13 protein-coding genes and 1 other annotated feature are annotated in these 15,886 nt (G+C 30.5%); of the genes, 5 read left to right on the plus strand and 8 right to left on the minus strand.

Annotated elements, in window-relative coordinates; all coding sequences use genetic code 11:
- Nucleotides 1–115 precede the first annotated feature (115 nt).
- On the minus strand, nucleotides 116–1,156 hold the full coding sequence (dusA, locus tag L1S49_RS04780) for a tRNA dihydrouridine(20/20a) synthase DusA (RefSeq protein WP_238902777.1): 1,041 nt from the start codon (nucleotides 1,154–1,156) through the stop codon (nucleotides 116–118).
- 16 nt (nucleotides 1,157–1,172) lie between these two features.
- Nucleotides 1,173–3,584 carry a DNA helicase RecQ gene (gene recQ, locus L1S49_RS04785; RefSeq protein WP_238902778.1) on the minus strand — a complete coding sequence of 804 codons (2,412 nt, stop codon included), beginning with the start codon at nucleotides 3,582–3,584 and terminating at the stop codon, nucleotides 1,173–1,175.
- A gap of 176 nt (nucleotides 3,585–3,760) precedes the next feature.
- On the opposite strand from recQ, the gene L1S49_RS04790 reads away from it, so the two are divergent.
- Nucleotides 3,761–4,777, plus strand: coding sequence for an oxidoreductase (locus L1S49_RS04790; protein ID WP_238902779.1), 1,017 nt, complete (start codon nucleotides 3,761–3,763; stop codon nucleotides 4,775–4,777).
- Between the two features lie 201 nt (nucleotides 4,778–4,978).
- Here L1S49_RS04790 and L1S49_RS04795 read toward each other — a convergent pair whose 3' ends face one another.
- The 6 genes from L1S49_RS04795 to L1S49_RS04820 all read right to left on the minus strand — a co-directional run bounded on the left by L1S49_RS04795 (nucleotide 4,979) and on the right by L1S49_RS04820 (nucleotide 10,761).
- Nucleotides 4,979–5,668, minus strand: coding sequence for an ABC transporter ATP-binding protein (locus tag L1S49_RS04795; RefSeq protein WP_181602551.1), 690 nt, complete (start codon nucleotides 5,666–5,668; stop codon nucleotides 4,979–4,981).
- An 11-nt stretch (nucleotides 5,669–5,679) separates the two neighbouring features.
- Nucleotides 5,680–8,151, minus strand: coding sequence for an ABC transporter permease (locus L1S49_RS04800; protein WP_238902780.1), 2,472 nt, complete (start codon nucleotides 8,149–8,151; stop codon nucleotides 5,680–5,682).
- A gap of 147 nt (nucleotides 8,152–8,298) precedes the next feature.
- Nucleotides 8,299–9,093, minus strand: coding sequence for a nitroreductase family protein (locus L1S49_RS04805; RefSeq protein WP_238902781.1), 795 nt, complete (start codon nucleotides 9,091–9,093; stop codon nucleotides 8,299–8,301).
- Between the two features lie 154 nt (nucleotides 9,094–9,247).
- Entirely contained in the window at nucleotides 9,248–9,664 is a 417-nt protein-coding gene (locus L1S49_RS04810) for a thioesterase family protein (RefSeq protein ID WP_238902782.1), read from the minus strand.
- 33 nt (nucleotides 9,665–9,697) lie between these two features.
- Nucleotides 9,698–9,961: a late competence development ComFB family protein gene (locus L1S49_RS04815; RefSeq protein WP_073022278.1), complete on the minus strand. Its 264-nt coding sequence runs from the start codon at nucleotides 9,959–9,961 to the stop codon at nucleotides 9,698–9,700.
- 152 nt (nucleotides 9,962–10,113) lie between these two features.
- Entirely contained in the window at nucleotides 10,114–10,761 is a 648-nt protein-coding gene (locus L1S49_RS04820; protein ID WP_238902783.1) for an HAD family phosphatase, read from the minus strand.
- A gap of 155 nt (nucleotides 10,762–10,916) precedes the next feature.
- Nucleotides 10,917–11,161: a binding site (T-box leader), on the plus strand.
- A gap of 173 nt (nucleotides 11,162–11,334) precedes the next feature.
- On the opposite strand from L1S49_RS04820, the gene aspS reads away from it, so the two are divergent.
- From aspS to gatB, 4 genes are read left to right on the plus strand one after another with little or no spacing between them, the layout of a single operon-like run.
- Nucleotides 11,335–12,624 carry an aspartate--tRNA(Asn) ligase gene (gene aspS, locus L1S49_RS04825; RefSeq protein ID WP_238902784.1) on the plus strand — a complete coding sequence of 430 codons (1,290 nt, stop codon included), beginning with the start codon at nucleotides 11,335–11,337 and terminating at the stop codon, nucleotides 12,622–12,624.
- A 13-nt stretch (nucleotides 12,625–12,637) separates the two neighbouring features.
- Nucleotides 12,638–12,925: an Asp-tRNA(Asn)/Glu-tRNA(Gln) amidotransferase subunit GatC gene (gatC, locus tag L1S49_RS04830; protein ID WP_021803238.1), complete on the plus strand. Its 288-nt coding sequence runs from the start codon at nucleotides 12,638–12,640 to the stop codon at nucleotides 12,923–12,925.
- A gap of 13 nt (nucleotides 12,926–12,938) precedes the next feature.
- Nucleotides 12,939–14,402 carry an Asp-tRNA(Asn)/Glu-tRNA(Gln) amidotransferase subunit GatA gene (gene gatA, locus L1S49_RS04835; RefSeq protein ID WP_238902785.1) on the plus strand — a complete coding sequence of 488 codons (1,464 nt, stop codon included), beginning with the start codon at nucleotides 12,939–12,941 and terminating at the stop codon, nucleotides 14,400–14,402.
- An 18-nt stretch (nucleotides 14,403–14,420) separates the two neighbouring features.
- A complete protein-coding gene (gene gatB / locus L1S49_RS04840; RefSeq protein WP_238902786.1) occupies nucleotides 14,421–15,878 on the plus strand; it encodes an Asp-tRNA(Asn)/Glu-tRNA(Gln) amidotransferase subunit GatB in 1,458 nt (485 codons plus the stop codon).
- Nucleotides 15,879–15,886 lie beyond the last annotated feature (8 nt).

Genomic DNA, 15,886 nt, shown 5'->3' on the forward strand with positions numbered 1-15,886 from the left:
AAGAAAAGAAGTGCAGAGGGTATCTTATATTCCGGTAGATATCCTCTGCATAAATTATCAAATATGTTCAATGACTAACTTAATGACATTGCTTAAGCACCTTCCCAAAACTAATTTAAATTCTACTATCAAGAGATTCCTCTGGTAAGTTTTTTATCCCTTCTTTAAGTAATTCGGATCTTTTTATATTCTTAGAACTAGCTGGTGAAACTATCTGCTTCCATAATTTTGACCCTTTAGCACCTAAAAATAGTCCTAAAGTATGAGTTAAGGCTACATGAGGATTTTCTCCATTCTTCTCAAGGTCTTCAATATAAGGAATAAATTCTTCTATTATTTCTCTTCTTGATATGTTATTAATCCCGCCACCTTTAAAGAATTTATCTACTTCTCTAAGAATAATAGGATTATCATAAGCAGCTCTTCCTATCATAACACCATCTACATAATTTAAATGTTTTTCTATTTCTTCTATAGTTTTTATTCCGCCATTAATTTCTACTTGTAGATTAGGTTTTTCTTCTTTAACTTTATATACCTCTTCATATCTTAATGGAGGTATTTCTCTGTTCTCTTTTGGACTTAACCCCTCCAAAATAGCTATCCTTGCATGTATTGTATATCTATCTGGATTAGCTTCTTCAACCTTATTTATAAATCCTATCATGTCTTCATATCTATCTAACAAAGTTCTCTCAAAACTAGCTGGTAATATATTTTTCCCTTCAATTCCTATTCTATGTTTTAGTGTTACAGGTTTCTTAGTAGCTTCTTTCATAGCTTTAATCATATCTCGTACAAGTTCAGGATAAGCCATAAGGCATGCTCCCATCTCATTTCCCGCAACTCTATCAGAAGGACAACCTGCATTTAAGTTTATTTCATCATAATCCCAATCTTCAGCTATCTTAACCGCATTATATACATCTTCTGGAGTAGAACCTGCAATCTGTAAGGAAATAGGCTTCTCAAATGGATTAAAATCTAATAACCTATCTCTTTTTCCATTTATTATAGCTTGTGCTGTTACCATTTCTGTATATAACAAAGCTTTTTTAGTAATAATTCTAGCAAAATATCTAAAGTGTCTATCTGTTCTGTCCACCATAGGCGCTATACTCACCTTAGGCGTAAGTATCTTTGAATCTATATTCATAATCCCATTCCTTCCATTAAACCTTGTCTTTAAGATAGTATTCATCCAAAATAACTGCCCTTATACTCTCATATTTTATGTTATCAGGAAGTTTTCTCTTTATTGAACTTATAGAGCTGTAACCCGAGCTTCTGCACTCATTTATAATTAAAGCTCTCTCCTCTTCTGTGTATAACCCTCTTATATCTAAGTTAAAGTTTAGTTCTCTTCCTGACTCTAAATAGTCAGTAACATAACCTAACACGGTAGATATTGAAACCTCTAATTCCTGGGAAATATATTGAAGTTCCTTTCCTTCCTTAAGCATATCTATGGCAATTTCATCCTGTTTTCTATGCTCACCATCTATTATCAGCTTACTTCTCTTTTTATCTCTCCACTTAACTTCAATACCATTTTCTAATACATAGTTATTCACTACTTCTAATATCTTCTCTGAATATCTTTCTATTTTCTTAGGTCCAAGACCTGTTATATCCTTTAAGTTATCTGTATCTCTAGGATACCTTCCACTTATTTCTTTTAATGTGTTTTTAGCTATTACAGCTTGAGGAAGTTGATTTTCTTTTTTAGCTATAGCATTTCTAACCTTTATTAGTTCTTCTAATAATCTTTCATCAGTTGAAACATAACACACCTCATCATCTAAAATAGCTCTATTTTTCTCTAAATATTTTAGTATTAGCTTTTCAAATTCCTCACCATATTTATTATACTTAACCTCACCTACTCCAGATATTAAAAGCATTTGCTCTTTATTAACTGGATGTTTTATAGACATATCCTTTAATGTTACATCAGGGAATATTATGTAAGGAGGAACTCCCTCTCTCTCCGAAATCTCTCTTCTTAAAGTTCTAAGTTCTTCATATAATGAATCGTCAAGCTTAAATACTCTTTCCACCTTGATTTCTTTGAATTTAACCTGATCTTCTCCCTTTAATACTTTTATAGACCTATCATTTAATCTAATAACTGGGTAAGTTCCCTCTACCATATCCATATATCCATGAGAAATAAGAGTGTTTATAAAATTCTTCAAATCGTCTTTGGAGAACTCCTTCATTATTCCATAGGTAGATAATTCATTGAACTTAAACTCTTGAAGTTTCTTATTCTTCGATGCCCTAAGTACATCTACAATCATTGTAGAACCAAAGCTTCTCTTCATTCTATATATGCAGGATAAAACCTTCTGAGCATCTAAGGTTCTATCAACTATTTCTCCTTCACTTTCACAATTACTACAATTGTTACAATCCTTAGGATACTCATCTCCAAAATAGTTAAGTATAAATCTTCTATAGCAATCATTAGAGTGAATCATATCAACCATATATTGAAGCATTTTATATTGATTACTTTTTCTCTCAGGGTTTTCTATACTCATTTCAATTAGATACTTTTGAGTTTGCACATCTCCAGGAGTAAATAACAATACACATTCACTATCTAAACCATCTCTACCTGCCCTACCTATTTCTTGATAGTAGCTTTCTATATTTTTAGGCATATTGTAATGAATAACGTATCTAATATTAGATTTATCTATTCCCATACCAAAAGCATTTGTAGCCACCATTATATTTACTCTATCGTAGATAAAATCCTCTTGATTTTTTTCTCTTTCATTATCAGATAAACCTGCATGATATTTTCCTACAGAAAAACCCTTCTTCAAAAGTAATGTATAAGCCGCATCTACTTCTTTACGGGTAGCTGCATATATTATACCTGAATCTTCTTTATGATTATTTATGTAATCTAAAAGATAGTCCTTTTTACTACCTGATTTTACTATAGTTATCTTAAGGTTTTCTCTATCAAAGCCTGATATAAATACTTTTGGAGTCTTAAGAGATAAAATATTAATGATATCTTCCCTTACTTCATTTGTGGCTGTTGCTGTAAAAGCAGTTATTATAGGTCTATTCCTTAAGCTATTAATAAAAAAAGGTATCTTTCTGTAGCTTGTTCTAAAATCATGTCCCCATTGAGAAACACAGTGCGCTTCATCAATAGCTACTTGTGATATATTTTTTTCCCCAAGTATAGATAAAAATTCATAAGATTCAAGTCGTTCTGGAGCCACATATATAATTTTAAATCTATCACTTCTTATTCCATCTAATACTTCTTTAAACTCATTAGTTGACAATGAGCTGTTTATATAAGCTGCCTCTATTCCCATTTCCTTAATAGTATCAACCTGATCCTTCATTAAAGAAATCAGTGGAGAAATTACTACTGTCATTCCTTCCAGCATAAGTGCAGGAATTTGATAACATATAGACTTACCTCCCCCTGTAGGCATGATGGCTAATACATCATTATTATTAACTATATTTTTAATAATATCTTCTTGTCCTCTTCTAAAATTCTTATATCCAAAATATCTTTCTAATAATTCCAAAGCTTTATCAATCAACTTTAAACACCTCAACAAAATCTTTATTATCATAATTATTAACATAATTCAGTAGTATATTTCATTTAATTATACCACTTTAGAGCTTTTTTCTTCAAATTACTCTACTTTATCTCAAATACCTTCACACTAAATTTATGTTAGAATAAAGTATATCATATTTTGAGGAGGTTCTTATGCTTACAATTGGTTATATAGGAAATGGTAAAAGTACTAACAGATATCATCTACCATTCGTTTTACAGAGAGAAAATATAAGAGTTAAAACAATTTATCAAAGAAATCCTAAAAATGAAAGCTGGGCTAGAATTGATGGTGTGAATTATACCTCAAACCTAGATGAATTATTAAATGACGAGGAAATCCAACTAATAGTAGTCTGTACGCTTCATGACACCCATTATGAATATGCAAAAATAGTATTAGAACATAATAAACATTGCTTAGTTGAAAAACCATTTATGGAAACATCAGCTCAAGCTAAAGAAATATTTGAACTTGCAAAGGAAAAAGGATTAATTGTTCAAGCGTATCAAAATAGACGTTTTGACAGTGATTTCTTAACAGTTCAAAAAGTTATTGAGGAAGGCAAACTTGGAGATTTATTAGAAGTTGAAATGCATTATGATTATTATCGTCCTGAAGTCCCTGAATCGGTAACTAATTTTATTCCTCACTTTTCTTATTTATATGGACATGGCTGCCATACTTTAGATCAAGTAATAAGCTATTTTGGAAAACCTGACGACATTCATTATGATGTTAGACAATTATTAGGTTCAGGAAGAATGAACGATTATTTTGATTTAGATTTATATTATGGAATTTTAAAGGTGTCCGTTAAATCTAGTTACTTTAGATTAAAAGAAAGACCAAGTTTTGTTGTATATGGTAAAAAAGGATGTTTCGTTAAACAAACTAAAGATCGCCAAGAAGAACACTTAAAACTATTCCATATGCCTGATAATAAAGATTTTGGTATTGATACTCTTGAACACTACGGGACTCTAACTTATATAGATGATGAAGGCGTAACTCATGAAGAAAAAGTTGAATCAGTTAATGGTGATTATGGAAGAGTTTATGATGATTTATACGAAGCTATTATAAATGGAAAAGAAAAAACTATTACTGATGAACAAACTTTATTGCAAATGGAAATTTTAGAAACAGGCGTAAAAGATTTAAAATAGTTTATCTAATTTAATAGTTGAATACTTGAGTACCTGAGTACTCAGGTACTCAAGTATCTATGTACTTAGGTATACAACAATAAGAATATATTATATAAAATAAAAAAGCAGCTTAATGCTGCTTTTTCATTAAACTTTATAAAGTTTTATTTAAACTTACATCTATTACAATCCGCAAAATAATTAAACCAAATTAAAATGCTACGATGCAACTTCTTCTCTAACTACAATTTCTCCATCTCTCAATTTTAATATTGATGTTCCATAAGCTGCTGATTCTTGTGAATGGGTAACTTGTATTATTGTTTTTCCTAAATCTTTATTTATATTTTTAAACAGTCTCATTATTTCCGTACCTGTCTTTGAATCTAAGTTTCCTATAGGTTCATCTGCTAATATTATATCTGGTTCAAATACTAATGCTCTAGCTATTGCAACTCTTTGTTGTTGCCCACCAGACAATTCTCTAGGTGTCACTTTTCTTTTATGACTCATCTCTATTCTATCTAATATTTCAGTAAGCTTACGTGAATAATCTTTTATCTTTCCTCCATCTAAAATTATTGGAAGTAAAATATTATCTTCTACAGAAAGGTTAGGAACTAAATTATAAAACTGAAATACAAATCCAAGCTCTCTTCTTTTCATTATACTTTTTTGCTTTTCACTTAATTTACTTAAGTCTTTTCCATTAACATTTACTATACCACTTGAAGGTTTATCTAATCCTCCTAATAGATATAAAAGTGTAGATTTCCCACAACCTGATGGCCCCATTATAGAAAGAAATTCTCCCTTATCCACAGAAAAGTTTAAATCCTTAAGAACATTTATTTCTTCTTTCCCTACCTTGAAATTTTTATTTAAATCAAATACTTCTATTGCTCTCATTTCTTTTCCTCCTACTCATATTTTAATTCTTCTATAATGGATAGTTTTTTACTTTTAAATAATACTGGTATTGTAGCTATTAAAACTATTGCCAGTGACACTAAGAAAATTACAGGCACAAATTTTATATTAAATACAACTTCCATATCAAAGCCTAATAACTTACTTATCTTACTCATTATTGACATACCAAGATAAGAGAATGGTGTTACAATAATTATTGACCATACTACCGTAAGAACAGACTCTATTATAAGCATTTTATTTCTTTGGAATTTACTCATACCTACTGAACTCAAAACCGCTAAGTCTTTTTTTCTCTGAATAAAACTTATTCCTATATTATTTAAAACTCCAAAAGCTCCTATAACAACTGACATAAATGAGAATATACTCAATATATCTGTAAGTTGTTTGTTATTTTCAACATTTCTTGCTTTTGTTTCTTCAAATGTTAAAACACTGACTCCAAGGGCTCTTATTTTTTTGTTGATATTTTCTTTTACATCTGCTGAACGTCCTGTAGTATTTAAATAAAATTGTATAGACGCACTATCTACATATTCTTTTGGTAGACCCTTATAATTTATAAAAACAACCGATCCACCATTATATAATTTACCATCTATAATCCCTACTACATTATAGCTTTTATTGGTAGTTCCAACTTTCATATCAAAGCTATCGCCTTTTTTCAATTTTACTTTTTCTGCTATCTTTTCAGTTATAATAACATCATTTAAACTACCATTTTTAAATTTTTTATATTCTTCTTTATCCCAGTTTAGATAATTATCAAAATCCAAATATTTATCTGGCTCTATTCCCATAACAGAATAATTATTGCCATCAATCTCTCCACCAGCATATTGCTGTCTTTGTATTGAACTTTGAACAACATTAGGTTCTTCCTTAAGTATATCTAATACTTTTTCCTTAAGATCAAATGCACCACTTTCAGGAACATTTATTTCTATCCCATAGTTTAATTTTTCATAAGCCTCTACTACTACATCTTTTATACTAATACTTAAAGAATTTATCATTATAATAGATATAATTGCTATATTCATTAAGTTAATATTTCCAAGCAAAACTTTAGATGTACTCATGTTATTTAGGGCTAGCGCATTTATAGGATTAGTATCTCTAAGCTTAGAAAATATATTTTTTGATATAAACTCTACAACCTTAGGATAAATTAGTATTACTGCAATTATTGCTAATATAAATAATACTGGGCTTATATTTATTAACCATTTAGTTTTAAGTGAGTTTACAATAATCACTCCTAGTAGAAGCACTATGCCTGCTACAAATTTACCTATCCCTATTTGTTCTGAGCTATCTGAGGTATTTAATATAACTTCCTTAACTTGAAGCTTATTGGTCTTTATAATCGGTACTATAGCTGATGCAACAGATAGTAATATTGAAAATACTAGTCCACATATTAAATATCTAATATTTATGTTAGGTTGTTGTAGTATTCCATACTCTTTTAAAGGAGATATAACGTAATTTATTAGGTATAATATTCCGATTCCTAATCCATTACCTATTACCCCTCCTAAAATTCCATAACACAAACTTTCTAAGTATAATATTCTTCTTATAGTCCCCCTAGTTGCACCTTGACTTAAAAACGTTCCTATAATAGGCATTCTCTCTGCTACTGTTAATTTAAAAGAACTATATATTATAATACTGCTCATAAATACAACTACTAATAACATCATGTAAAGCATGTTGTTTATTTGTGCAACTTGACTCTTTACAGCATCTTCATTATAAAGTTCTTTAGCTATAAAGTTAGTATTAGCATCATTAAATTTTTCTATTGAATCCTTTATATTTGCTTCTGTTTTATTCGCAAATGCAACATTATATTTATCTTTCATATCAAACTTTTCAACTAAATATTTATAGGGAACTATCATCTGAAAGTTCTCTTTTGTATCTCCATAAAAAACTCCTTGATTAGCTGAAATTTTTGATATTACTAAGCTAACCTTCTCTCCATTAAGTAGTGTATTTAGCTTATCTCCAACTTTAAGATCAAACTCTTCACTAACCCTTTTTGAGATTATACACTTCTCACCATTAAAGTCCTTTAACTCATTTCCATCTATAAATACATCTTTATTTATATACTTTTCTTCTCGCCCTATTACTTGTATAGTCTGCATATCATCCGTATCATATATAAAACTACCTCTTATTTCAGGTACTATATCTTTTAATCCATCTAACTTTAACCCCTCTAAGTCAAAGGCCATTGCCCCGTCTTTAGCTGATACATATACATCTTTATTTTCAAGTTGTTCTAGCTGTGGTTTTACAAAACTGTCTATAGCTGCATCTACTGCTCCCATGCTTCCTACAAATAATCCTGTGCTAAGTACTATAGCTATTAGCAAAAGAAAGAATCTTGCTTTTTTTTCTAACATGCTCTTTAGTACGTATTTTAAAAATATCTTCATAATTTGCCCCCTTTGTTTCATCTTATTTATTACATTACCATATTTTCCTTAAAATTAATCACTATTAAGGTTAGACTTAGTAAATCTTAAGAGTTTGGTAAGATTTACACAAAAAAATAAGAACAGATCTCTCTGCTCTTATTTTCATTAAATATTTTCTAATTCTATTGTTAAAATATATTTTAACCCCTTTAAATCATGTGGAGTTTTTGTATAAATAGTTTTTATGTTTTCTTCTTTGCATGCAAGTTCCAAATGTTTTATTGCTATTCCTACATCCAAATCACTAAAATGCATAAGTTTTTTAGTGATTAAGTTACCAGTTTTAGCAAAGGCCTCTATTTTAGTGTCGCCTTCCATAGTAAATACCCAAGGTTGAAGATTAACCGCCGATGGAGCTACTCTAACTTTATCAAATATTTTCACCCATTTATCTTCAAAAGGTTCATATATAACTTCCTCAAGTTTTTTTCTTTTAAAAGAGCTTGACTCTTTAACATCTAATTCCTGTTCATTTTCAGGATAACCAAAAGAAATTACTATTACAGGCTTGTGATTTTCTTTTATAGTCATTACATCTTTTAATAGATTTTTCTTAATAAATCCACCTATCCAACAAGTTCCTATCCCTCTATCAGCTAGTTCTAAAACTATTTCCTCAAGTGTATATCCTATATTTTCTAGATATCCACTCTTCTCCTCTGAGGTAATTACTAAATAATGAGGAGCTTCTATTTTCCCATAACTTCCCACTATACCCTTACTTATATCTTGAATCTTTTTACCATCTTTAATAAGTTCAATATTCATTTCTATCTTTGGATATAATCTTGGAACATCTTTTATTAGTTTATTGATGAAATCAAAGTCTTCTTCTGAAATACTACTATTTTTGTACTTTCTTACTGATTTCCTTCTATAAATTGCATTTTCTATATTCATTAAGTATCACTCCTGTACAAATCAAATTTCACTTTATAGATTATTATAACTTAAACATAGAAATTACATCCAGTGAATTTATAATAAACTTTTTTACTATAATTTAACTTAAATAAAAAGACTACACTATCTTTTTTAAGAATAGTGTAGTCTTTTATATGGTTAATGCACTTATTTTATCCCAAATTGAGTTATTTAACTTTTTAATATTTATTATCTTAAAATCACTATTAACAAAGGCATGAGTAGTACTCCCTTTTGCTAAAAGTACTCCATCCTCTTCTCTTATGACCTTATAGTTAAAAATAACTTTTACTGGGCTTAGTGTTTCTATCCACGTTTCTATTGTAACAAGATCCTCATATTTTGCGGGAATTATGTATTTACAATAACTTTCAGCTAAAGGCATAAGAATTCCTTGTTCTTCCATATCCTTATAGGATATATCTGTTTCTTTTATAAACTCTCCTCTACCTATCTCAAACCAAGGATAATAGTTAGAGTGGTGAACAATCCCCATCTTATCTGTTTCCACATATCTTACTTTAAAAGATGTTTTATTTATGTACATAATATGTTTCCTCCAAAACTATCTTCAGTTTTTCTACACGTGCTTTATGTTTAAAGATACTTTATCTATGGCTTTTATTAATTGATTTGCAATATCTATTTTAAATTGAGTTCCTAATTGATTCGCTTTTATATATAATATTCCTTTTTCAGTTACTCCATACAAAGGTTGCAGATTATTTAAAGCTATTGCTTTTATATCTTGAATACACTTTTCACAAGTGCATATTCCTTCATACTTCTCTAATAAATCTGGTAACATATCATTAACCATATCTTCCATACAATTTTTAAGCATTATTGGCCTCCACATATTAAAATATACAATATTATATATTATACTATACATATCATATATTCGTAAAAGATTGTATGTACTTTATACACTTAATTTGGAATATGTTTATAAAAAACCTCTATAAATTATTAGTTTATAAAGGTTTTTAGATGTTATTTTAAATTAATAACTTCTAATAAATTCTTAAGTTTAGCATAAGCTAACCCTACATGTTTTTCAGAAGGCTCAACTAAATCTGGTATTATTACACACTTTATACCTCCAGCAACTGCTGCTTCTAATCCTCTTTCTGAATCTTCGAAAACAATAGCTTCCTTAGGTTCAACATCTAACTTCTTGCATACCGTTAAAAATATCTCTGGGTCTGGTTTTCCTTTTGTTACTTCATCCCCACATATTACTCTATCAAATCTATCCAATATACCAGCTATAGATAATAATCTTTCAGCTCTTTCTCTACTGCTAGATGTTGCTACAGCTTTCTTTATGCCTTTTTCATCTAGAAAGTCAAGAAGTTCTATAAGTCCCTCTTTTACTCCAAGTCCTTCCTCTTCTATTATCCTATTAACAACATTTCCTTGTTCTACATATAGCTTATCAAATGGAAAGTCTTCTCCGTGTATACTTTTAAATCTATTTGATATTGAAGTTTTATTCATTCCTAAAAGTCCAAGTAAAAAATCTAAAGTTATATCATAATTATAGGTTCTTCCTATTTCCATCCATGCTCTTTTGGTAAGCATTTCTGTATCAAACATCAGCCCATCCATATCAAATATTGCTAGTTTTACTCCATTCATTTGTACACTCCTTGCTAAAACCTTAGTAAATTGCTTTTAATCATTATAACATAAACCCTATTTAATTATTTTCAAAATAAGATGTTAAACTTTTTTTAAAAATACTATTGATTTTTTATTTATATAATAATATAATAAGAAAAACAATATTTAACTCTTAATCTATGACGAGGAGAGTAAATACATAACTTGATTTTTAGCGAGCTTGGGGATGGTGAAAGCCCAGTATGATGTGTGTATCGAAGAACACCTTTGAGATGCTAACCGAAATGTAAAGAGTAGACTTAGCCGGTAGTCAACCGTTAAAATGACTAGATATAAAAACAAGTTAGAGTTTTTGTATCAATATGAGTGAGCATTAGCTAATTTAGGGTGGTACCGCGGATAATCCGTTCCTATACGTAAGTATAAGGACGGTTTTTTTTATTCTTACGGCTTCTAAATTTACTATGCTAACTAGGGTGGCACCGCGGAATTTTAACCGTCCCTATACCAATTTATGGTATAGGGGGCGGTTTTTTTGTTTATAAAAATATGCAATAAGTATTAAAAGTTATAGGAGGCTATTAGAAAATGAAAAGAACTTATGTATGCGATGTAAAAGAAACAACTGAAGAAAGTGTCTTAGTTAAAGGGTGGGTTCATAAAATTCACGACCTTGGTAAGATAACATTTCTTCATTTAAGAGATAAAACTGGAATAATTCAACTAGTTGTTGATAAAGATGAAATTAAAGATTTAAGACTTGAAATGAGTGTTGAGGCAATTGGGGATAAAGTTGATAATGAAAAGGCACCTGGTGGTGTAGAACTTATATCTAAAGGAATCACTGTAATTGGAAAAGCATTTTATGATAAATTACCTTTTGAAGTAAACAGCTACAAACAAAAGGCTTCATTAGAGAAACAATTGGATTACAGAAGTTTAAGTTTAAGATCACCTAAAACAAGAGCTGTATTTAAAATTCAAGAAGAAATTGGTGATGCTTTTAGAACTTACTTAAAGGACTTAAGATTCTCTGAAATTCATACACCTAAGATAATCTCATCTAGTACTGAGGGTGGATCTGAAATGTTCACTGTTAACTACTTTAACAAACGTGCATTTTTATCACAAAGTCCACAGTTTTACAAGCAAATGATGGTTGGAGCTGGATTTGAAAGAGTTTTTGAAGTAGGTCATGCATATAGAGCTGAACTTCACGGAACTTGGAGACATTTAAGCGAATACGTGAGCTTAGATGTTGAAATGGGCTTTATAGAAGATGAATATGAAGTTATGGACTTAGAAGAAGGTTTCTTAAACTACTTATTTAAAACCCTTAAAGAAAAATGTCCAAAAGAACTTCAACTGTATGGAATTGAACTTCCTGATAAGTTAGAAATTCCTAGAATACCATTAGCTAAAGCTCAAGAGATCTTATTAGAGAAATATAACAAGAAATCCCCAGTAGGAAATATAGATGCTGAAGGAGAAGTTATTCTTTCAAAGTATATAAAAGAAACTTACGATTGTGATTTTGTTTTCCTTACTGAATACCCAGTATCAAAGAGACCTATGTATGCAATGCCTGATAGTGAAAGACCTGAACTTACAAAAAGCTTTGATTTAATATATAAAGGTCTAGAAATTACAACTGGTGGTCAAAGAATACATGACTATGATATGTTAGCCGCAAACATTAGAAAGTTTGGTTTAAACCCAGAGGATTTTGGCTTCTATCTAGATAGTTTTAAATATGGAATGCCACCTCACGGCGGTTTTGCTATAGGACTTGAAAGACTTACTTTAAAAATATTAGATTTAGAAAATATAAGAGAAGCTACTCTTCTACCAAGAGATTTAAAAAGATTAGAACCATAGGAGGATTGTAAAAATGAAAGTTACTGTTGAAAATGTAGAATATATTTCAAAACTAGCTAAGCTTAAATTTACAGAAGAAGAAGCTGAAAAGCTTGCAGGAGAATTTGAAAGCATCTTAACTCATTTCGAAACTATAGACAAATTTGATTTAAGTGATATTGATTTGAATATTTTTTCTGAAGATTTAAAACCAGTACTAAGAAAAGATGAAATGGCAGTATTTGAGGATAAAAAGAAGTTATTCTCTAATACAAAATCTATGAGAGATACTGCGATAATGGTTCCGAAGATTATAGAATAGGTGGTGAATATAAATGCAAATTGAATTATTACAAGCAAATGAAATTAGAGAAAGTATTATAGCTAGACGCTTTACTGCTGTTGAAGTAGTAACAGCTCTATTTGATAGAATAAAAGACGTTGAACCTAAGGTTCAAGCTTATATAACACTTTGTGAAGAGGAAGCTTTAGAAAGAGCTAAGGAAATTGATAAAAAAATTGCAGCTGGTGAACCTGTAGGAAGACTTGCTGGAGTTCCTATAGCTATAAAAGATAATATTTGTACTGATGGTACTTTAACTACTTGTGCATCAAAAATGCTTGGAGACTTTGTTCCTCCTTATGAGGCTACAGTTATAAAAAAGCTTCTTAAAGAAGATGCAATAATAATAGGTAAAACTAATATGGATGAATTCGCTATGGGTTCTTCTACAGAAAACTCTTCCTTTAAGACAACAAAAAATCCATGGGATTTAACTAGAGTTCCTGGTGGTTCATCTGGTGGTTCTGCTGCTGTTGTTGCTGCTGGTTTATCTCCTATTTCTTTGGGATCAGATACTGGCGGCTCTATAAGACAACCAGCTGCATTTTGTGGTGTTGTAGGCTTTAAACCAACCTATGGAATAGTATCAAGATTTGGTCTTATAGCTTTTGGTTCTTCTTTAGATCAAATAGGCCCATTCTCTAAATCTGTTACAGATGCAGCTTTAACTTTAGAAGTTATTCAGGGAGAAGATTCTCTTGATTCAACTTCTTATAAAGGTGAAATAAAAGGCGATTATTTAAGCACCTTAGCTGATGGTGTTAAAGGAATGAAGATAGGAGTTCCTAAGGAATTTTTCCAAAGCAGTCTTGATGAAGAAATCAGTGATTCAATAAAACAATCTATACAAGTATTAAAGGATCTTGGAGCTGAAGTTAGTGAGATATCTCTTCCTATAACTGAAGAAGGACTGTCTGCATACTATATAATCTCTTCTGCTGAAGCTAGTTCTAACTTAGCTAGATTTGATGGCGTAAGATACGGTTACAGACCTGAAGAATTTTCAAACATTGATGATTTAATGGTTAAAAGTAGAACTGAAGCTTTTGGTAAAGAGGTTAAAAGAAGAATAATGCTTGGAACTTACGCTTTATCTTCTGGATACTATGATGCTTACTACAACAGAGCTCACAAACTAAAAAAGAAAATTAAAGAAGAGTTTAAGAAAGCTTTTGATGAATATGATGTAATCTTAAGTCCTACTACTCCTACTGTTGCTTTTAAATGTGGGGAAAAATCTGAAGATCCATTATCAATGTATCTTGCTGATATCTACACAGTTAATGCAAACCTTGCTGGTATTCCTGCAATTTCAATTCCTTGTGCTTTAAGCAAAGAAGGATTACCGATAGGACTTCAAATACTTGGACCTCATTTTGGTGAAGAAAAAATATTAAAAGCAGCTTATGCTTTAGAGCAAGAACTAAAAGTATCTACTCTAGCACCAGTGCAATAAAGAAAGGAAGGATATATTATGAGTTTTGAAACAGTCATAGGTCTTGAAATACATGCCGAACTAAAAACAAAATCTAAAATATTCTGCTCCTGCTCTACTGAGTTTGGTGCAGAGCCTAATAAAAATACTTGCCCTATATGCTTAGGATTACCTGGAACTCTTCCTGTACTTAATGAAGAAGTGGTAAACTACGCAATAAAAGCAGGGACTTCATTAAACTGTGAAATTAATAAACTAAATAAAATGGATAGAAAAAACTACTTCTACCCTGACCTTCCAAAGGCTTTCCAAACTTCTCAATTTGACTTACCTATATGCAGCGGTGGTCATGTTGATATTGAAGTTGGTGGAAAAACTAAAACCGTTAGATTAAACAGAATTCATATAGAAGAAGATGCAGGTAAACTAGTTCACCTTGATGATGATGGTATCTCTCTAATTGACTATAACCGTGTAGGGGTTCCGCTTATTGAAATAGTATCTGAACCAGATATGCGCTCACCAGAAGAAGCTGTAACTTTCTTAAGAACACTAAGGTCTATTCTCCAATATGCTGATGTATCAGACTGTAGAATGGAGCAAGGTTCAATAAGATGTGATGCTAACATTTCTATAAGAAGATTTGGAGAAGATGTTCTAAACACTAAAGTTGAAATTAAAAACATCAACTCTTTTAAAGAACTTCAAAAAGCATTAGAAAAAGAAGAAAAACGTCAAAGAGAGCTTTACACCTATGGCGAAGAATATAAAATAAAACAAGAAACTAGAAGATGGGATAATGGAAAAGGAAAAACTATTCCTATGAGAAGTAAAGAAGATGCTCATGATTACAGATACTTCCCTGAACCAGATCTAGTTCCAATAATAATCCAGGAAGAACAAATAGAAAGTATAAAAGCAACTCTTCCCGAAATGCCAAGAGTTAAAAAAGAAAGATTTATTAAAAGCTATGGACTATCAGAGAAAGAAGTTGGGATCATAATAGATGATAAGGTTCTATCTTCTTTCTATGAGGAAACTGTTTCCTTAGGTGCTAACCCTAAATCTGTAGCTAACTGGGTACTTGGAGATATGTTAAGACTTCTAAAAGAGGTTGATGGAGATTCTTCTGAAGGAATTACTTCTATATCTTTAGATCCTAAAGCACTATTTGATCTTATCAAAATAATTGAAGCTGGAACTATAAGTACAACAGTTGGTAAAGAAGTATTTGAAGAAATGTTCAAAACTGGTGCTTCTCCAGATGAAATAGTAAAAGCTAAAGGACTTTCTCAAATAAGTGATAGTTCAGAACTTGAACAATTAATAATAGAAGTTTTGGATAACAACCCACAATCCATAGCTGATTTCTCCTCTGGAAAACCTCAAGCAGCTGGATTCTTAATGGGACAAATAATGAAAGCTTCAAAGGGTAAAGCAAATCCTAAACTTGCAAAAGAGCTTTTAGATGAGAAACTAAAAGAAAGATGTTCCTAAAAAATAAG

The organism is Clostridium sp. YIM B02506 (assembly GCF_022324845.1).
Taxonomy (GTDB): Bacteria; Bacillota; Clostridia; order Clostridiales; family Clostridiaceae; genus Clostridium_T; species Clostridium_T intestinale.